The sequence below is a fragment of the Shouchella oshimensis genome (assembly GCF_004375095.1).
GTDB lineage: Bacteria > Bacillota > Bacilli > Bacillales > Bacillaceae_D > Shouchella > Shouchella oshimensis.
Map to the genome: position 1 here is coordinate 624,319 of NZ_SNUX01000001.1, position 20,062 is coordinate 644,380.

The following is a 20,062-nucleotide window of genomic DNA, read 5'->3' on the forward strand; positions in this document are numbered from 1 at the left end:
GATTATCATCAATTATGTGAGATAACAGAAGCCAAAATGGCTTTTTGAACGTGAAGTCGATTTTCAGCTTGATCGTATACAACAGATTGTGCTCCATCAATGACGCCACTAGTCACTTCCTCATCACGGTGCGCAGGGAGACAATGCATAAATAGCGCCTTTGAATCAGCTACAGCCATTAATTCTTCGTTTACTTGATACGGCTTCAAATCTTGACTATGTTTGCTTTGCTCGTTTTCATAGCCCATACTCGTCCATACGTCAGTATAGATGATATCTGCCCCTTTTGCTGCAACGAATGGATCCTCCTCCACTTGAATGATTGCGCCTGTTCCCTTTGCTTGTTCTTTTGCTCGAGCGAATACATCACTATCTACCTCGTAGCCTTTAGGACTAGAAATCGTAACATTCATTCCGGTCTTAGCACCAACAGCCATTAAAGAGTGGGCTACGTTGTTTCCATCACCCACATAAACAAGGGTTAAGCCTTTCAAGTCGCCTTTTTTCTCTTTAATCGTCAGGGCATCCGCAAGTGCTTGACAAGGATGATAGGCGTCTGTTAACGCGTTAATGACAGGAACCGTTGCATGGGTTGCAAATTCCTCTACAGTTTGATGTGAATTCGTTCGAATCATAATGGCATCAACATAGCGAGAGAGTACATTTGCTGTATCTTTAATTGGCTCCCCTCGACCAATTTGTAAGTCTTTTGGGCTTAGAAATAACGCATGCCCTCCTAGTTGTGTCATGCCTACCTCAAAAGACACTCGGGTTCTTGTTGACGCATTTTCAAAAATCATACCGAGCGATTTCCCCCGTAGGCCTTCATTGACCTCTCCCTTCTGAGTCTCTTGCTTTAATTCACTTGCTTTCGTTAATAAAAAATCAATTTCCTCTACGGTATAGTCAAGCAGGGTTAACATATGTTTTCCAGTTAAATTGATGGCTGTGCTTTGCATAATGTCGACTCCTTTTTCACATTTGATAGGTCTCGCCACTCCGCTATTGACTTTAATGGGAAGGACGGGTGTTGATAATAAGTAAGGCTGGCAGCTACAGTAGCTTGTTCTGTAAAGACTGATAGTTGCTGTGCAAGCGCTTGATGACGATACGTTTCATTGCCTGGTTGCCCTGGTAATGTAAGATCAATATAAGCCTTCGCTCCAGCTGTTTCGATCCAGTCTTCAAATTGATCCGTTTCAATTGTAAAGCCAGCTTCTTGAAGTAATTCAGAGACGTATTCTTCTATGCCGGCATCTACCTGTAAGAAAACGGATTTGTTAGGGCGATCTTCAAACAGAGTTGGCAATGTCTCAAACGGCGCACTTACTTTTGCTAAAGCCTCTTCCGGCGTTTCACCAATCATCAATAATTCTCCTGTTGATTTCATTTCTGCTCCTAATTTTGGATCAAGACCAGACAACTTTCCATATGAGAATACAGGTGCTTTAGCGGCAAAGAAAGACGGCTCCTTTTTTTCTAGAGGAAGTTGATCAATCGTTTCCCCTAGCATTAACCTTGTAGCATAGGCAACAAATGGTTCACCTGTTAGTTTTGCTAGGAGCGGTACCGTACGAGAAGCACGAGGATTTACTTCAATCACGTAAATTGCATCACCTTGTACAACAAATTGAATGTTAAAAATCCCCTTAAAGTCTATTGCATCGGCTAGTTTTTTGGCGATGAGCTCTAAACGATTTTGAACCGCACTTCTTAAACGATAAGGTGGTGTAATAGCCAAACTATCACCTGAATGAACGCCTGCTTGTTCTACATGTTCAAACATACCGGCTATATAAATCTCTTTTCCATCTGTTAATACATCTACATCTACTTCAATCCCTTGTACATACGTATCCATAAGGAGCGGAAATAAACCTTTATAGGGATGATTTCTCAAATAATCTTCCACTTGTTCTTTTGATTGTAAGATTGCCATCCCTTGACCTCCAATTACAAATGAAGGTCGCACTAGTATTGGAAATGTTGCTTGATCACAATAGTTGAACGCTTCCTCTATTGATGAAACGGCCACACCGGGAATTGGTTCAACACCGATTGTTGAAAGTAATGTATAAAAAGCTTCACGCTCCTCAAGCTCATCTACACAAGCAGAGGAAACACCAAATACATGAATTCCTGCTTGTTCCAGCTCCTTGGTCAGCTTTATACCAGTCTGACCACCTAACGTGACAACAACGCCCTCAACTTGTTCATGATGGACAATCGCCACTACATCTTCAAGAGCAAGAGGTTCAAAGTAAAGACGGTCTGCTGTCATATAGTCTGTACTGACCGTTTCAGGGTTGTTATTAATAATGATTGCTTCATAACCAAGCTCACGAATCGTCTTAGCACCATGAACGGAGCAATAATCAAATTCAATTCCTTGACCAATTCGAATAGGACCAGAGCCGATGATGACGATTTTTTTGTTAGGTGAAGGAAGGCTTTCGTTTTCGCCAAAGTAACTTGAATAAAAATATGGAGTCTGAGCTTCAAATTCTCCAGCGCATGTATCAACCATTTTATAAACAGGTCGAATCCCCATTTCTTGGCGCGTGTTTCTTACTTCCTCTTCGGTAACGTTCCATTGATTGGCTAAATTTTGATCGGAAAAGCCAGCTTTTTTGTACACTTCCATCTGGCTTTTTGTTACAGATGATAACGAGTTTGCCTTCAAATCGTTTTCCATCTTAATAAGACTTGCAAAACGTTGTAAGAAAAAGCGATCTATTTTCGTTTCTTGATGAAGCTCTTCGACACTTATTCCACGGCGAAGAAGCTCGAACAGAATAAAGAGACGACGATCATCTGCTTGACAAATCATTTTCCGTAGGTGAGATGTCTCTTCTTTAACGAACTCACCTCTTGCTAAATCTTCAATGCCAATTTCCAGTGATCGAATGGCCTTTTGCAGCGCGGCACCAAAGGAGCGTTCGATTGCCATCACTTCACCTGTAGCTTTCATTTGTGTACCGAGGGTACGATCAGCTTGATAAAATTTATCAAACGGCCAGCGTGGAAATTTTACAATACAATAATCCAAGGCTGGTTCAAAGCTTGCGTACGTATGACCTGTAACAGGATTTAACAATTCATGTAGATGATAACCAATGGCTAGCTTGGCAGCTATACGAGCAATGGGGTAACCAGTTGCCTTTGATGCGAGAGCCGATGAACGTGATACCCTTGGGTTCACTTCAATTAAGTAATATTGGTCACTATGCGGATCAAGTGCAAATTGAATATTACAACCACCGATAATACCTAAGGCACGAATGATTTTCGTTGAAGCAGAACGAAGCATTTGATAGTCTCGGTCAGTTAACGTTTGTGATGGAGCCACAACAATGGAATCACCTGTATGAATACCAACCGGATCAATATTTTCCATATTACAGATTGTAATACACGTATCATTCGCATCCCGCATCACTTCGTATTCAATTTCCTTGAAACCGGCAATACTTTTTTCTATTAGACATTGATTAATGGGACTCTGTCTAATTCCATTGGCGACGATCGTACGCAACTGATTTACATTATGGGCGATTCCACCGCCGGAACCACCAAGGGTATAGGCAGGTCTCACAATGATAGGAAAATCAATTTTCTTAGAGAAAGCAACGGCCTCTTCAACCGTATGGATAATATCACTTTCAGGGACAGGTTCTTGTAATTCATTCATTAAATTACGAAATAGCTCTCGATCCTCTCCCTTTTTTATAGACTCAATGGGTGTGCCTAACAAGCTGACGCCATAGTGCTCAAGAATCCCATCATCATGAAGTTTTAACGCTAAATTTAATCCTGTTTGACCACCAAGTGTAGCCAATAGACCATCTGGTTTTTCTTTTTTTATTATATTTTCTACTGTCGCTGCCGTCAGTCGTTCAAAATAAACAACATCAGCACAGTGCTCATCTGTCATAACTGTTGCTGGGTTAGGGTTTAGTAAAATTACGCGAATGCCTTCTTCTTTTAGTGCCAAGCATCCTTGCGTACCGGCATAATCAAATTCTGCTGCCTGGCCAATAACAATTGGTCCTGATCCGATGACTAACACGCTTTTTATGGAAGATTGGTTATGCATATAGATGATCTCTCTCCTTTAGCGCCACAGTTTGAATAAATTCATCAAAAATGGCGTTTGAATCCATTGGTCCAGGGCTTGCTTCTGGATGAAATTGTACCGTCATAACTGGTAAATGCTTATGCATCAGCCCTTCAACGCTTTTATCGTTCACATTCATATAGCGAACGTCAAAATCAGTCTTTTGAATCGATGCCTCGTTTACAACGTAACTATGATTTTGACTTGTCATATAGACTCGATTCGTTTGATAGTCCAAAACGGGCTGATTTGCTCCTCGATGACCGAACGTTAGTTTTTCTGTTTCACCGCCAAAGGCTAGAGCTAGCAGCTGATGACCTAGGCAAATCCCTAATGATGGATAGGTAGTTGCGAGCTCATGGATAGTCGTTAAACACGAATCTAGTTTTTTGGGATTTCCGGGACCATTTGAAAAGATTAGTCCATCTGGTTTCAACTCATCAATGGTTTCTTTTTTTGTCTCATAAGGTACAACGGTTACTTTCATGCCTTTTGCAACAAGTTCATCAACAATAGACTGTTTATAACCGTAATCAATCAGAACAATGTGTTTGATCCCACCCTCGTTGTAGACCTTTCGATCTTTCGTGCTGACAAACGGGACAACATCTTTATGTTCAAGTCCTTCGGCTTCTATAACAGATTGATTAGCATCAGTTGTCATTGTCGCTTTCATATCTCCATGTTTACGAATACGTTTCACGATTGCTCTTGTATCTACTTGCGTCATATATGGAATGCCATGTTTTTCTAAATACATACAAAAGCTCTCTACTTGACTATAATGGGAAGGGTTTTCCTCTACTTCTGCTAAAATAACGCCTTCTACTTTTGGACCTTCGCTTTCAAAGTCCCTTTCGTTTACGCCATAGTTCCCAATCATTGGATACGTAAAGACAACAATTTGTCCTTTAAATGATGGATCACTTACTACCTCTTGATACCCTGTCATCCCTGTAAAGAAGACTATTTCTCCGTTAACTGGGTCCTGCCCATGCCATGTTCCTTCAAATTGCTCTCCACTCTCTAATAAAACGTACCCTTTCACACTCAATCACCTCATAAAGAATAAATATTCTTTTTATCGGATAAAAATACATTTATGCGTAAAAAAAATGCTCGTTTATCCGTTTTGTTCAATGTCTGTTAAAACAGTCTTTATTATTGTTTGAGCTTCTTCCCACTCTTGCCTCGTTAAAGTAAGAGGCGGTAACAATCGTGTTACATGAGTACCGGCAGGCAATAGTAACAATTTCTTTTCTTCACATCTATGGATGACTTGTTGTGCTTCTACAGTCGTTTCAAGTCCAATAAGGAAGCCACTCCCACGAATGTCTTTCACAATAGAACATGTAGATAGCTCTTGTTTTAGTTCCTGGACCCATTCATTGGATTGCGTACGAATGGTTGCCAAAAATGACGGTTCATAAACGTCTAAAACAGCTTTTACAATTGCCATACCTAATGGATTACCGCCGAAGGTTGAACCATGTGAGCCTGTTTGAAACGATTGGATTAATGCTTTCTTCCCTAACATTGCGCCAACTGGAAACCCGTTACCTAGTCCTTTCGCAACTGTCACGATATCTGGATCCAACCGATAGTGTTCATAGGCGAAGAATGTACCTGTTCGCCCGATTCCTGTTTGGATTTCGTCAATGATTAGCAAGAGATTGTGTTTTTGTTTAAGGGTGTTGATGGCTTCGACATACATTTCGTTGATAACATGTACGCCACCCTCTCCCTGCACAACTTCAATTAGAATCGCAGCTGTATCTTCTTGGACAGCTGCTTCAAGTGCGTCTACATTGTTAAATTCAACATAGGTAAACGAAGATAATAAAGGGCCGTAACCTTCGTGAACAGCAGCTTGACCTGTTGCAGCCATAGAACCAAGTGTTCTCCCGTGAAATGATTGTTTCATTGAAATAATATGCGATTTGCCAGTTGCTTTTCGCGCAAGTTTAATCGCTGCCTCATTGGCTTCAGCCCCACTATTGCAGAAAAACACAGCGTCACAGTTGCTTTTTTCAACAAGCTGTTTTGCTGCTTGTTCTTGAACTTCATAATGAAATAAGTTGGAGCCATGCCATAATAGATCTGCTTGTTTGTGCAAGGCCTGCACGATACTTGGATGATTGTGTCCTAAATTCGTAACGGCAATGCCAGACATAAAATCTAGGTATCGTTTACCATCTTGACTATATAAAAATGCTCCCTTGCCTTGAGTTAACTGGATCTCTTTCTTCTTATAAGTAGGAAATAAATAGCTCATAATCGACTCCATTCTTTATGGAACGAGGGTTCCTTTCTCAATAACCGTGCCACTTTCTACAGTTAATCGCTGTTTTCCACTTACAATACGTACTCGCTGTAAATGATCAGAAAGACTGTTTAATGCACCTGTTACTTTAGGAATCATTCCGCCTGTAATGTCACCTTGCTCAATAAACTTTTTAATATCTTTTTCATTTAGTTTTGCTTGCTTTTCAGCTTGAATATAAACACCATCTACATCCGTCACCACAATAAACTCTTCTGCCGTTAATGCTTTTGCAACCGCTGAAGCAACTGTATCTGCATTAATATTTACTTGCTTCCCACACTCCGTTAAACCTAATGGAGAAACAACTGGAACCATTTGTTCTCGAAGTGCCGTCTCTAGTACGTCGGTATGAACCGCCTTCACATCACCAACTAAACCTAAACGTTGCTCATCTAATAGGGTTGCATGAACAAAACGGTGATCATATCCATTTAACGATATCGCGTTCATTCCTAAAGCCTGAAGTTGACTAACAATGGATTGATTCACCTGATGAAACAAGACGTCCTTTACAATGGTTAGCACCTGTGCCGTTGTCTTTCGTAATCCGTTATCAAATTCGACTTCAATATTAGCCCTTTCCAATTGTTCATTAATGGCTGGGCCACCGCCGTGAACAATAATGAGTTCCTCACCAGAGCGCTGACGTTCAATTAGCCCTTTGTAAAATTCTTCACTAAGTTCAGCTAGCATGCTCCCACCAATTTTTATAACCGTTCGTTTGCTCACGTATAATGACCTCCTAAGTACGATACCCTGCATTTATACGAACATAGTCGTAAGATAAGTCACAGCCCCACGCTTTTCCTACTCCAGTTCCAACATGAAGATTAACTGAGATAACAATGGTTTCCTCTTCTGTCATATACGCCGTTATCTCTTTATCATTCGTTCCGCATGGTTCACTTTCCTTTAGTGTTGCATATGGACCGATGGCAATATCAATCAGATCGGGAGAAATGGTGCATCCACTATATCCAATTGCACAAATAATCCTACCCCAGTTGCCGTCTTTACCAAATACTGCTGTTTTCACTAAATCAGAACCGACGATCGTTTTCGCTATTTTCCCTGCATCGTCATTGGATTTTGCCCCAACTACCTGTACTTCAATAAGCTTCGTTGCACCTTCTCCATCTCGAGCAATCATTTTAGCAAGCTCGGTTGCACATAGCTGAAATGCCTCTTGAAAAACTCCCCATTGCGGATGATTTTGGTTAAGCTGCTTGTGCTGCACTTTGTTAGATGCTAAGGCAAGTACCATATCATTTGTAGAGGAGTCACCATCTACAGTTATTCGATTGAATGTTTCATTTGTTGTATCTCTTAGTAATTGTTGCAACTCGCTGCCTTTCATTGTAGCGTCAGTAGCTAAAAAACTAAGCATCGTTGCCATGTTTGGATGGATCATCCCCGATCCTTTAGCAACACCAGCAATACGAACAGGCTGCTCATCGATAAGAATTTCTACGCAAATTTCCTTCGTTGTCGTATCTGTCGTTAAAATGGCTTCAGCAAAGCTTCCTTTGCTTTCTGCTACTGATAACGTATTGATTCCTGCTCTAACCTTATCCATTGGTAACTGTTCGCCAATTACACCTGTCGAAGAAACAGCAACATCGGTTTCATTCAAATTGAATTTTTCTGCTACACATTTTTGCATTTCTTTCGCATCAATCATTCCTTGTTTACCTGTACAGGCGTTAGCATTGCCGCTATTTACAACGACTGCTTGTAGCGTACCTGTCGTTTCAATAAGAGATTTCGTAAGACGAAGCGGAGCTGCTTGGATTTGATTTGTCGTAAATACCCCAGCCGCCTCTGCTACGTTCTCGCAGTAGATCAGTCCAAGATCGGGTTTTTTTCGTTTTAATCCGCAATGAGTACCTGTTGTATAGAACCCTTGTACATCATCAATGCAGCCATTTTCAATTACATTTATCTGCTTAAATCGTTGTTCACTTAGAATCACGTCTTTCCCTCCATTACGGATAAACAGGAAGCACCATTAAACCTGTATGCTCCTCCCATTCATTCATTAAATTCATATTTTGAATGGCTTGCCCTGCAGCGCCTTTAACAAGGTTATCAATAACGGATGCGAGAATAACCCGGTTCGTCCGCTCATCATAAGCGACACCAATATCACAATAATTACTTCCATACACATGTTTAGTTTGTGGAAAATCACCAATGTCACGAATACGAATAAATGAATGATGCTCATATGCCTGTTTCAAACAATCATAGAGTTTCTTACTCGTGACACCCTCCACTCCTGACGCATAGATTGTTGCCATAATCCCTCTTACCATTGGAACAAGATGCGGCTGGAAGCTTACTTTAATTTCTTCATTTGTAAAGGCCCTCAGTTCTTGTTCAATTTCTGGTGTATGCTTGTGGGTAGCAACACCATAAATTTTGAAGTTCTCGTTCATTTCACTAAAATGCGTCGTTTGTGATGGGCTCTTTCCAGCTCCAGATGTGCCTGTCTTTGCATCAATAATAATGGATGCTGGATCAATCAATCCTGCTTGTAACACCGGAGCTAGCGCAAGCAATATTGCCGTTGGAAAACACCCCGGGTTCGCAATGAGTTGTGCCGATTGAATAGTATCTTTATTCCATTCACTTAATCCATAAGTTGCCTGTTTTATCAATGAAAGAGATGCCGCTTCTCGTTTGTACCATGTTTCATAGATTGATTGCGAATGTAACCGTAAGTCTCCTGACAAATCAATGACTCGAATGCCTTGATCTAGTAGCCATTGACTCCACTTACTTGAGACGCCTGGTGGTGTCGCTAAAAAGACCGTATCCACTTGACCACTCAGCTCTGCTTCGACTAGTGGCCGAAGTGTATATGTATCGCCATTTAATAAATGAGGATAGTGATTGGTTAACAGCACTCCTTCTTCACTCGATGTATAAAGATTAATGGATTCAATTTTTGGATGCTGGTTCAAAAAACGGATTAACTCCACCCCTCCGTATCCACTAGCACCGATAATACCAACATTCATCGTCTCACTCCCGATTCATTTTCTCTTGATATTTACCTATTATAAATATGAATAAAAATAAATTCAACTGTATTTTTATTTTATTTATCCTCTTTTTAAGATACAATAGAATCGATTTAAACCGTCATGCACTGTACTTGTTCATTCCTTATGCAAGGAGCATCTCTCATTTTGCTTTTTTAGTAGAATTAGATTGTGTATACAACATAAAAAAGCACAATCAATAATCGCTTTTAGTGCGATCATCAATTGTGCTTATCCATTTAAAAACGATGAGCAATAGGATTTGCATTACTCCTCATTGGAAACATACGTAATAATATCTGCTAAAATATCATCTTGATTCATTTCAAGTCCATTGTATTTCCTTACCACCTGTCCCTCTTTATTGACTAAAAAGAAACTTGTGGAGTGGATAATATCTTCTGGTGTATCACCATACGCATAAGGAACACGAAAAGCTTCATTTGAAAAGGTTTCAAGTTCATCGATGGCATAACCCGTAAGAAAATCCCAACTTCTAGAACCAATTCCGATGTTTTCTGCATATTGCCTTAATTGCGAGGGTGTGTCGTCAATTGGATCAGCTGTAAAAGTAACAAATTGAAGTGGGTAGCCCTCTGCAAGTAAATCTTGTTGCAATTGATTCATATTTGGCATCATTGTCAAACAGACAGTCGTACAATTAGTAAATGCGAAATTAGCAAGCCAATGCTCTCCATCTACATCACCCGAACCAAATGATTCATCATTCTGATTGGTAAACGTAAATTCTGGAACATGAATGTTTGCTTCCGTTAAATCAAATTGGGATGATTGGCCCATCCCATACATCCAACCGCAACCAGATAATAAAACTAAAGTGAGTATACTTATCAATGTTTTCAATGTAACCATCCTTCGTCTTTAAGATCGAGGAATATCGCTAATGGTTAATTCACCGTCTTGAAGCTTTTCATTTCTTAACCATTGTTTAAAGACGTAACCAATCGAAATTCCATACACTATTTCTTGGAATACCTTCATTAAAACACCTGCCAATTGCTGATCTGTTCGTGCATCCAAAAATTGCAAGGATTCAGGACTTCCGAATGCTGCCAACAACGCTCCTGGACCTGTTCCTCCAGGTAAGCAATAGGCCATAACATTCGCCCAAATGATCGGGTCCGTATAAACAGCATACATTGCTTGAGGAGCGAATATAATCAATGCACATGCAGGCGTAATTAATAAGCCATTAGCAAAAATATAAAAAATGCGTCGTAATTCTCTAAGCTTGTACGAGCTTGGTACAGGCGCTAAAATAAACCACCACATTAACGCCGCCGCAAAAAGTAGCACCCATTGATAGAGACTATGTAAAAATGGTGCTTGCATGAGCGTGTCAAACATGAGCGGAACATGATAAAATGAAAAAAGACCATTAAACAGAAGTAGCGCAACAATGGGATTCCATACATATCGCAATGGCCGAAATGCCCATTTGCTATTAAGAAAGGCTTCATACCATTTTATTGGAATACCAAGTAGTAGCAATGGCACTGCAACAAAATAGGCAAAGACCATTTGCATCATATGAATCGTCATCATGACATGACCAAAGACGTAAAGTGGACTCCCCCAACCTAAATAAAGTGCCAACAAGCCGCTCATAAAAAAGAAACCCTTTTTAACAGAGCCTGTTTTTGTTTTTCGGATCAGCCAACAATAAAAAATAGCAACAATGACTATGGATACAAGCAATTCCGGTGTCCATAATGCACGGAATCCTAAGCTTGAAGCAAACGTTTCCATCTGCGTCCTCCTTCCAAGCAGGAACTTCTAATACGTACCTATCATAGCACATCAAGTCCTTATTCCATATGTGCATCCGTGTATTTTTTGTTACTAATTAAAATTAAAGGAGAACGTATGTTACCAAGACATTTAATCGCATTAGACTTAGACGGCACATTACTGCCAGGCAACCAGACAATTTCAACACGTACAAAAGCTGCCTTGTTAAGCGCTAAAAAGGCTGGGCACCTCGTTGCTATTGCAACAGGAAGGCCATATCGAGCCAGTAAACGTTATTATCAAGAACTTAATTTAACAACACCTATTATTAACTTTAATGGGGCAAGCGTTCATCACCCACTTGATCAACAGTATCCGAGAACAAAAGCAACAATTGATTTAGACACAAGTCGACACCTCATTAGAACGTGCCAGCAAGTCGGCATTGAGAACATGATGGTCGAAATTGATGATGCGTTTTATATGGCTAAAAATGAAGGATTCTTTGCGAACTTTCTTACAGAAGGAATTGAGCCAATTGCGTCCGGTACATTAGACGACTTACTTACCGACCCTCCAACAGCCATTCTAGTTGAACCACTCCCAGATAAAACGTTAGAGCTACGAGCTGCATTAGAAGGCACCAAAAGTGAAACAACTTTGCAGCGCTGGTGGAAAGGCAAAGTATCGGTATTAGAAATCGCCCCTAATCATGTGACGAAGGCGACTGCTTTACAAGAATTAGCTACCCACTATAATGTGTCAACTGAACATATTATCGCTTTTGGGGACGAAGAAAATGATTTAGAAATGATCGAATTTGCTGGACAAGGTATTGCCATGGGGAACGCCATTCCAGAATTAAAAGAGATTGCGCACGCAGTTACTGATACAAATGAAGATGATGGAATTGCAAAATATATTGAACAAGCACTTCAACTGAGGTAATCATTTATGGGAGGGGACAATCATGATTGACATTGTTGAACTTTCAGCAGATACAACGGCTGAAACGAAAAGAGAGCTCACCTCTCTCTTTGAAAAACAACTGCATAACATTGCGGGGAAACAAGCGATTACACAAATTGAAACGCTTTTGAACGAAGCCCTTCTTCCCCAATCTCAAACGTATTTCTTTATTGCACGCTATGAAGGCACTGCTGTTGCTTTTGCCTTCTTTAATACAATGACAAGTTTCCAAAAAGGCGGTCAATACATTTGGTTAAATGAAATTTATGTAGACGAAGCGTATCGGAACCAAGGAATTGCTAAAAAACTGTTACTGCGCATTATTTACTGGGCAGAGAATCGAAAAATTAAAGGAATTGAATTGGAAACAGGTTTACATAATGAAGCGACAAAGGCATTGTACAATTCACTTGGATTTTATGACGTTGTTTCAAAACGGTACTCCTTTCGTTTTTAACAATAAGCTATACGCCTATTTTCTTGCGAACTAGGCGTATAGCTTCTTTTTTTTTACGATTTTACATAGACTAAAGCAATCTCTTATTTAGTGCCTTCTGCAAAAGGAGTGTAAGAACATGTCTGCAATTCCTTGGCCGACAGAATTTCAAGAACTTTCAATCAAAATCACAAAACGCACATTGCATCAGTTTATCAAAAACATGATGGCAAATGAATACGCTCTTTACTGGCGCTATGATTCAAGCTTTATCTATCTCATTATTGAGTTGGAAGACTTGGTTCATGAACTTCCTTTCATTCGTAATGAACAGTTTTTAACCCTAAAAGCAAAAAAGCTATATATTTATGATTCCATTCTTTCTGATGTGATTGAAGAACTCTTACAATCTGAAAAAGGAACAGGTGTCGTGAAAAGAATGACGGAAGGGCCACAGTATGTGACAACATACGAGCATGGAGACATTGCCTCTACAGTTGAAATTGAAGGGAGTGAGCAAGGTATGGCGAATAAAAATGTACCGATGATTCAATATAAAGAGAATGGAAAATCCCTTGGTCCAAAAACAATGATCAATGTCATGAATTTAGAAATTAATTATATTTTAATGGAGCTTTTTGAAGCAATGGAAGAAAACAACGAGGAAGCGATCGCTGAACACAAGCACCGTTTGAAAAAATTAGTAAACCGTCGCTCACAAGTAGAAAAACTTCTTAAACTTTAATTGCATTTCACCCTTAGCACATCATGTGCTTTTTTTTTGAGTTTACACCATTTATAGCAAATCATTGGCTAGGCTTTTTTTTCATCGCTAAAACAGGTAAAATAGAGAGATACTGTTTTATCATGAGGTGAAAAATTGACGAACACCTATCGCCGGTTGCGTACTGAAATGGAACCGTTTCTAAAAGGAATGAACCGAAAACTAAAATCATCTCGGTACCTCTCCCCTAATCAAATTGAAACATTTGGGCTAGAGGTGCAATCTGAGTTAAACGTTTATAAAGAAGACGAACAACTACACGGCTTCTTTGTTATCATTGATTTTATTTATGAACAAGCTCAACAAGACGGAAAATGGTCTTCTCTTGAACGGAGGCTTAATCCTTTTTTTGATACAGTCACTCATTATGTATATACAGCTTCCTTTTCTAAATCAAAGAAGCTAAAAGCACGCTTTGCAAAAATGTTAGGTACGTATGTGGTACAGTCTATGCGCGATAATGACGCCCCTTATGCTCGACTTTTCTCTGCTTATATGAAAACTTTCTCAGCCGATCAAATCGACAAGCTGGACCATTACTTTATTGGGCAAGATATGCACAATGCTTCACGAAGTTTTTGCATAGCTATTAGTTACTTTTATTTATACATCGGTAAAGAATCTCAAGCAATGGTCTTACTGAAGCAAGCAAGCCCAGTATTAGCAAGCGAAGCCGAGGCCCATATTGCATTATTAACACAGCGAGAGCGTTATGAACAGGTGTTACGTTGGTTTGATACATTCTTTCCAAATAAATCGGACAAGCTCGGTACGCTACAAGAGTATTACGATGAGTCAACGTCCTTACATGACTCATCGTCCATTCAGTATGAAACATGGGACCGATGGTTAAAAGCCCCTTCATTTAAACGCTTCAAGACGCTAATGAGTCATTATTCGACTAAACAGAAGGAGCTAGTGCTTGATTATTTATTGCCGCATCTAGAGGAACGACTTTTTAACGAAGCAAATAAACTGGTCTATATTCAGATACTACTTGAAAAGGAAGACTTTGAACGTATTCAGCGCTATTTCCTTTTGAATGAAGCCAATCCATTAGAGTTACATGAGCAGAAGCAGCTGTTATTGCAGCGACTTGCTGAAGCGCGACCTGAGCTCTCGCTTCCTGTTTATCACCAGTTTATTATCCGCTTAGCAGAGAAACGCTCACGAAAATATTATGTCGAAGCAGCTGAGTATGTTGACAAGCTCGCATTCATTTATCGGCGGTTAAATGAACCACATCGATACAATCAATTTAAGCAAATTTTACTGAAACGATATCAATCGTATCGTGCGTTTATTGAGGAGTTGAAACGTCGTGAACCAAACATCAATATGGATTCATAGTGGCTGGGTAGATCAGTCCTTTTTCATATGGGCAGAATCAAAGGGACAACCAACTCAAGGAAAAAGTGGATTTATTTACCCTTTTCTCTACTCTCCTTTTGAATTAAAGCTCCGACTCTTTCAAACCGATCCCATATCGTTTTACGGTACGTTCTTAACGTTATCAAGAGCCATTATTCATGTTCCTCTCGCTTCACGTGAGTTTCAATCTTATGTTGGCTCAACCATTATTTATCAATCGGCTGATTCATGGAAAACACACTTTTTTCCCATTGAAGGGATTGAGCTATCGCTACAAGAATTTGTTCAGTTTTATCCATTATTCCGCACTTGGAAACAGGATTTTCAACTAGCGGATGACTTTCACGTTTGGCTTCGTTTTATGGATGACGTATATAGACTTATTGGAGAAGGTTTTTTTGAGCCAAATCAACATGGTCAGTGGATGTTAAAGGTAAAGGATAGCTGGTATACAAACTGGATAAGCGCCATGCCAAAATCAACTTTTGCTATAGCGGCAACTCAAGAGGGTCAGCAATTTGCTCACGAAGAAGATGAAGACTATGTTTTAGCACGAAAAGCCATTATGGAAGCGATTGTTGATGCCACCATTCGAAGTATTGTTCTTGAAGAGGACGTCGCTCTTATTTACGATCAATGGCAACAGTCGGTTGATGAATCGATCCAGCCTTTTCTGAAGTCTTTAAAAAATAGAGAAACCACAACGATGCTGAAACAATGGCACACGCATTCGTTTCAGCACCAACTCGGATTAAAACAAGAAGAACCATTTAAAACAGCTATTGTGTTAAATGAACCACAAGACAACCAAGACTGGACCTTGTCTCTTGCTTTAATTGATCGAACGAATCAAGAACAACTTGTACCGGTGCAGCAGTTAGCAACTGGAGAACATCCATGGTTAACAAATCCCATCCCGCAGTTAAAGAAAGATTTAACCTATATACAAGATGCGTTCACAGTACTTTCAGGCTTAAATTTATCTTCACCAACTGTTCATGTTAGCAGTGAAGAAGCGTACGAGCTCTTTATGCAGCACGAACAGTTTGAACAAGTAGGCATTACGTTGATTGTTCCAAATCAATTAAAACAAACGCCGTCTATTCAGGTGAAGCTTAAAGATTTACAACAAGAGACGTTTAATAGCGTCGATCCACTATTGAATTGGCAAAGTTTATCGCAATTTGATTATTCTATTATGATCGGATCTGTAGAGATGAGCCAAGCCGATTTTCAAGCTTATGTAAATGAGCAAAAATCGCTGCTGAATATTAATAACCAATGGCTCGTTTGGGACCCTAATCTCGCCGAACGGTTAAAACAGTTCCTTGATAAATTGCAGCATGACTATACGTATCTAGATGCATGGCGCCTCGATCAGGAAGAAGAATTTGAGGAATTAGAAGATATTGATGTATCCATTGAATGGTCGCAAAAAATACAGGAAAAGCTACCTCACTTATATCGAAACGAGCCTAGCCTTGTCTCCATTCCTTCTACACTAGTTGGAGATTTACGCTCTTATCAACAGCAAGGATTCAGTTGGTTAGTTCATTTAAGACAAATTGGCTTTGGTGGCTGCCTTGCTGATGATATGGGGCTTGGAAAATCAATTCAGACGATAACGTATATTCTATATGTTCTCGAACAGCAAGCGGAAAAAATGGAGCCTTTTCTTCTTATATGCCCAACCTCGTTACTTTATAATTGGGAAGCCGAATGTCAAAAGTTTGCTCCAGATTTAAATGTGTTTATTCACCATGGAAATGACCGTCTTCTTGAACAAGATAAGCGACTTTACGAGTACGATTTGATTATTACGTCTTACACACTTGCCTTACGAGATGAGAGCTTGCTTCACACTCATTATTGGAATGGCTTGATCCTCGATGAAGCGCAGCATATAAAAAATAAAGAAACGAAACAGCGTAAATCCATTCGTAAGCTGAACGCGACCCATCGAATTGCTTTGACTGGAACACCTATTGAGAATCGCTTAACTGAACTTTGGTCTTTAATGGATTTACTAAACCCTTCTCTACTAGGAACGTATAAACAGTTTTATTCAAACTACATTAAACCGATTGAAAAAGATCGGGACGAAGATCGTCAGCACCAATTACGAACGGTTATCCAGCCCTTCTTGCTTAGACGTACCAAAGAAACAACAGAAGCTGAATTAAACTTACCTGCTAAGCACGAACGATTAACACACGTTCCTCTTTCTATGGAACAAATTAGTTTATATCAAGCGATTGTAAACGACATTGAAGATCAGATTCATACCGTTTCAACAATGGAACGTCGTGCGCTTATATTGCGGACAATCACCAGGTTAAAGCAAGTGTGTAATCATCCAGCTCAGTTTCTGAAATCGTCTTTAGATGAGCATACATCTGGCAAATGGCAAGCTTTTCAATCGTTGATACAAGATATCTACGAACGCAGTGAAAGCACACTAATCTTCACACAATACAAGGAGATGGGTAAGCTTATTCGAACGTATTTAGAAGAAACTTATGACGTTTCTACTTCTTTTCTTCATGGTGGTTTAACGAAAAAACAAAGACTTGAAGCGGTTCAAACGTTCCAAGAAAGTAAACAGCCTTCTTTCTTTGTTCTATCTTTAAAAGCAGGTGGGGTCGGTTTGAATTTAACAAAAGCTACAAATGTAATTCATTATGATCGCTGGTGGAATCCTGCTGTTGAAAATCAAGCTACTGACCGAGCATATCGTATTGGTCAAACCGATGATGTGCATGTCTACAAACTGTTAACAGAAGGTACAATAGAAGAGAAAATAGATCGGATGATAGTTGGTAAACAGCATTTAGCCGATGGAATCTTAGCATCTTCTTCACAAGTGACAGAACTTAGTGATGATGAATTACTAGCGTTGCTACGTTTATCTTAAAAAGGTGGTAGTACTGTGAGAGAAGAATTTGAAGAGTATTGGAAAGCAAAAATGATAGAGCAGGAGAACAAAGACACTCTCCCTCAAACACCGGCAGGCTCATCGGAATGGAAAGCATTAAAAGAAGCCATTCAACAAAAAGCAAAAGAAAAAAGGTAGGCACCTTATCGGTGCACTACCTTTTTTCTTTATTCAGATTCACTTATTTCAACTTCGATTGACTTTGTAAACGTTCCTGGATCACTTAATGATTCTACAACACTGTCGTCAACTAATAGCTCTACAGTCATCATATACGAACCGGCTGGGATATTCTCTGTTGGAATCTCTTCTCTTAGATCTTGTGTCTCACCTGGTTCATACGTCTTTTCAGTCACACTTTGTGCAAACATATGCTCATTTGAATAACGGAACACTTCTTCTTCTTGTGCGTTCACTAACGTAATTTCATAGAGCTGTTGGGAAGGAAAAGTTAATGTCTGAGCTTCCTCTGAATCGTTTTCAATATACATTTCTACATATAGCATGTCGTCTGCAAGTTGTTGATCCACTGTAAATAACCACTCACCACTCATTGTTGAATCTCCTCCGGCAGGTATATCTTGATTTTCTTCTTCATCAGCCTGTCCTCCACATGCGGCTAACGTAAAGGCAAGTGATATCCCTACTAATACATTCCACGTCTTCAACGCAATCCCTCCTATTAATCTTTCCGAAACAAACCGAAGATACTAGCCGTTTCTACAATATTGGTAAATGCCTCCGGGTCAACTTCCTCTACAATATTTTTTAGCTCATACAATTCATAACGTGTTAACACAATCACAAGCATTTCTTTTTCTTCAAATGTATAGCCACCTTTTGCAGGTATTCGAGTGATGCCTCGCGTTAGGCGTTGATGGATAGCCTTATTCAACACGTCTGCATTTTTCGTTACAATCATAGCTGTTAGCTTGACATACCTTGTATGGATCGCATCAATAAAGCGCGATGTCACATAAATGGAAATAAGGGTAAATAACGCTTTCTCTGGGTCAAGCATGACACCTGAAGCGATGACAATGATTGAATTTAAAATAAAGAAAAAGCTCCCAACAGGTCGGTCAGAAATACGGGCCAACACGAGCACGATAATATCAAGTCCGCCAGAAGAAGCCCCCCATTTAAGCAGTAGTCCTGCACCTGCTGCAGCAATTACACCTCCAAAAACGGCATTCAGCATGATGTCTTCAGAAAACGCGTAGACAGGCAAGACTTCTAAGAAAATGGTTGTTAACACAACACTTGCGAAACTATAGATGGTAAAACTCTTCCCTACTTTTAACCACCCCAAAATGGCAACGGGTATGTTTAATAAAAGTAATAATATCCCTGTTGATAAAGGGACGATATATGATAAAAGCTGTGCAACACCTGTAAAACCACTCGCAAAAACATCCGCTGGGATGAAGAAAAAGTTTAACGAACTGGCTAACAGAAATGAACCAATGACAACGATAAAGATTTTACCGATTTCACGATTCATACGACAAGGTCACCTTAATCTGATTCGTGCGTTGCTGTTCAAACCAAGCAGCTGCATCAAGCATCGCCTTTCTCGTAATTTTATGATCTGCTCCTTTTTCAGCGAAAAACGTAATGTCTGCATTGTTCACATCAGGAGAATTCTGTAGCTGTTTTACGAAGCGTTCTGCAAAGGAGTAAGGAACCGTCTTATCCTCAGTGCCATGCCAAATATAAAGCTGTCGTCCCTTTAGTACACTGACGTCTTTTGAAAGATCATCGGCACTAATCTCCTCGAAGACTTGTTTCTTTTGCTCTTCTGTTAGATGAATACCTCGCTGAGCTGCTAGTTCAAACATGAGTTTAGAGAATTCCTCATATTGCGGTGCACCCATAAATATGCATGCCTTTTTAATCCACTCGTATCGCTTTAATAAACCATATGACGTAATTGCTCCCATTGACGTTCCACCAATATAAAGTTCCTCTTCTTGTGAAGGGTATCGCTGGAGAACCTCTTCTACTAAGTCAGGAAATTCTGTAATTGATTGTTGCACAACTGTCCAGAAATGGCGGTATGGGTCATGAGTCCCTTCTCCTCGGGCTCCGTGATAAAGCGCATCAGGTAAAATCACTCGAAACCCTTGTTTTGCAATCGTGTAGGCAATGTGCAAATTGTGTTCTTTCGCACTGGTTACACCGTGAAAGAAAAACAGCGTTGGTTTCTCATCGGATCCTTCTTCTTCTACGATTAGTAATGGCACAGTATGTATCCTATCTTCTTGTATAATCATGTTTTCACTCCTACGTTCAAAAAAGCTACCTGAATAGGCAGCCCTAACA

General features: G+C 39.8%; 18 protein-coding genes. 6 read left to right on the forward strand and 12 right to left on the reverse strand.

Features of this window, described 5'->3' with window-relative positions:
- Positions 1 to 8 precede the first annotated feature (8 nt).
- From argF to ctaG, 9 genes are all read right to left on the reverse strand, one after another.
- Entirely contained in the window at positions 9 to 959 is a 951-nt protein-coding gene (gene argF / locus E2L03_RS03305; RefSeq protein WP_124742303.1) for an ornithine carbamoyltransferase, read from the reverse strand.
- The gene (gene carB / locus E2L03_RS03310; RefSeq protein WP_134258564.1) at positions 935 to 4,096 is read right to left on the reverse strand and encodes a carbamoyl-phosphate synthase (glutamine-hydrolyzing) large subunit; all 3,162 of its coding nucleotides are present in this window, start codon (positions 4,094 to 4,096) and stop codon (positions 935 to 937) included. Before carB ends, argF begins: the two co-directional genes overlap by 25 nt.
- Complete coding sequence (locus tag E2L03_RS03315; protein WP_038481484.1) at positions 4,089 to 5,165, reverse strand: carbamoyl phosphate synthase small subunit; 1,077 nt, start codon at positions 5,163 to 5,165, stop codon at positions 4,089 to 4,091. Before E2L03_RS03315 ends, carB begins: the two co-directional genes overlap by 8 nt.
- A gap of 75 nt (positions 5,166 to 5,240) precedes the next feature.
- Entirely contained in the window at positions 5,241 to 6,392 is a 1,152-nt protein-coding gene (gene argD / locus E2L03_RS03320; RefSeq protein ID WP_206698894.1) for an acetylornithine transaminase, read from the reverse strand.
- Positions 6,393 to 6,407: 15 nt separating this feature from the next.
- Positions 6,408 to 7,172, reverse strand: a complete 765-nt coding sequence (argB, locus tag E2L03_RS03325) for an acetylglutamate kinase (RefSeq protein WP_158318534.1) — start codon at positions 7,170 to 7,172, stop codon at positions 6,408 to 6,410.
- A gap of 13 nt (positions 7,173 to 7,185) precedes the next feature.
- Positions 7,186 to 8,415, reverse strand: a complete 1,230-nt coding sequence (gene argJ / locus E2L03_RS03330; protein ID WP_124742307.1) for a bifunctional glutamate N-acetyltransferase/amino-acid acetyltransferase ArgJ — start codon at positions 8,413 to 8,415, stop codon at positions 7,186 to 7,188.
- 13 nt (positions 8,416 to 8,428) lie between these two features.
- Positions 8,429 to 9,466, reverse strand: coding sequence for an N-acetyl-gamma-glutamyl-phosphate reductase (argC, locus tag E2L03_RS03335; protein WP_095150463.1), 1,038 nt, complete (start codon positions 9,464 to 9,466; stop codon positions 8,429 to 8,431).
- A 291-nt stretch (positions 9,467 to 9,757) separates the two neighbouring features.
- Positions 9,758 to 10,354: an SCO family protein gene (locus E2L03_RS03340; protein WP_236702396.1), complete on the reverse strand. Its 597-nt coding sequence runs from the start codon at positions 10,352 to 10,354 to the stop codon at positions 9,758 to 9,760.
- An 18-nt stretch (positions 10,355 to 10,372) separates the two neighbouring features.
- The gene (gene ctaG / locus E2L03_RS03345) at positions 10,373 to 11,260 is read right to left on the reverse strand and encodes a cytochrome c oxidase assembly factor CtaG (protein ID WP_055736309.1); all 888 of its coding nucleotides are present in this window, start codon (positions 11,258 to 11,260) and stop codon (positions 10,373 to 10,375) included.
- A gap of 117 nt (positions 11,261 to 11,377) precedes the next feature.
- Between ctaG and E2L03_RS03350 the strand changes: the two genes are divergently transcribed.
- The 6 genes from E2L03_RS03350 to E2L03_RS20205 all read left to right on the forward strand — a co-directional run bounded on the left by E2L03_RS03350 (position 11,378) and on the right by E2L03_RS20205 (position 17,875).
- Positions 11,378 to 12,190, forward strand: a complete 813-nt coding sequence (locus E2L03_RS03350; RefSeq protein WP_038481497.1) for a Cof-type HAD-IIB family hydrolase — start codon at positions 11,378 to 11,380, stop codon at positions 12,188 to 12,190.
- A 22-nt stretch (positions 12,191 to 12,212) separates the two neighbouring features.
- Entirely contained in the window at positions 12,213 to 12,668 is a 456-nt protein-coding gene (locus E2L03_RS03355; RefSeq protein WP_038481500.1) for a GNAT family N-acetyltransferase, read from the forward strand.
- 118 nt (positions 12,669 to 12,786) lie between these two features.
- The gene (locus tag E2L03_RS03360) at positions 12,787 to 13,392 is read left to right on the forward strand and encodes a YkzI domain-containing protein (RefSeq protein ID WP_038481503.1); all 606 of its coding nucleotides are present in this window, start codon (positions 12,787 to 12,789) and stop codon (positions 13,390 to 13,392) included.
- 135 nt (positions 13,393 to 13,527) lie between these two features.
- A complete protein-coding gene (locus tag E2L03_RS03365) occupies positions 13,528 to 14,781 on the forward strand; it encodes a hypothetical protein (protein WP_038481506.1) in 1,254 nt (417 codons plus the stop codon).
- The gene (locus E2L03_RS03370; RefSeq protein WP_134258565.1) at positions 14,753 to 17,716 is read left to right on the forward strand and encodes a DEAD/DEAH box helicase; all 2,964 of its coding nucleotides are present in this window, start codon (positions 14,753 to 14,755) and stop codon (positions 17,714 to 17,716) included. The genes E2L03_RS03365 and E2L03_RS03370 overlap by 29 nt, the downstream gene beginning before the upstream one ends.
- 15 nt (positions 17,717 to 17,731) lie before the next feature.
- Positions 17,732 to 17,875 (forward strand): hypothetical protein, encoded by a 144-nt coding sequence (locus tag E2L03_RS20205; protein WP_158318535.1) that lies wholly within the window; start codon positions 17,732 to 17,734, stop codon positions 17,873 to 17,875.
- Positions 17,876 to 17,904: 29 nt separating this feature from the next.
- On the opposite strand, the gene E2L03_RS03375 is transcribed toward E2L03_RS20205, so the two are convergent.
- From E2L03_RS03375 to E2L03_RS03385, 3 genes are read right to left on the reverse strand one after another with little or no spacing between them, the layout of a single operon-like run.
- Complete coding sequence (locus tag E2L03_RS03375; RefSeq protein WP_055736306.1) at positions 17,905 to 18,405, reverse strand: BsuPI-related putative proteinase inhibitor; 501 nt, start codon at positions 18,403 to 18,405, stop codon at positions 17,905 to 17,907.
- 14 nt (positions 18,406 to 18,419) lie between these two features.
- On the reverse strand, positions 18,420 to 19,241 hold the full coding sequence (locus E2L03_RS03380; RefSeq protein WP_055736305.1) for a YitT family protein: 822 nt from the start codon (positions 19,239 to 19,241) through the stop codon (positions 18,420 to 18,422).
- Positions 19,231 to 20,013 carry an alpha/beta fold hydrolase gene (locus E2L03_RS03385; RefSeq protein WP_166740175.1) on the reverse strand — a complete coding sequence of 261 codons (783 nt, stop codon included), beginning with the start codon at positions 20,011 to 20,013 and terminating at the stop codon, positions 19,231 to 19,233. Before E2L03_RS03385 ends, E2L03_RS03380 begins: the two co-directional genes overlap by 11 nt.
- Between the last annotated feature and the right edge of the window lie 49 nt (positions 20,014 to 20,062).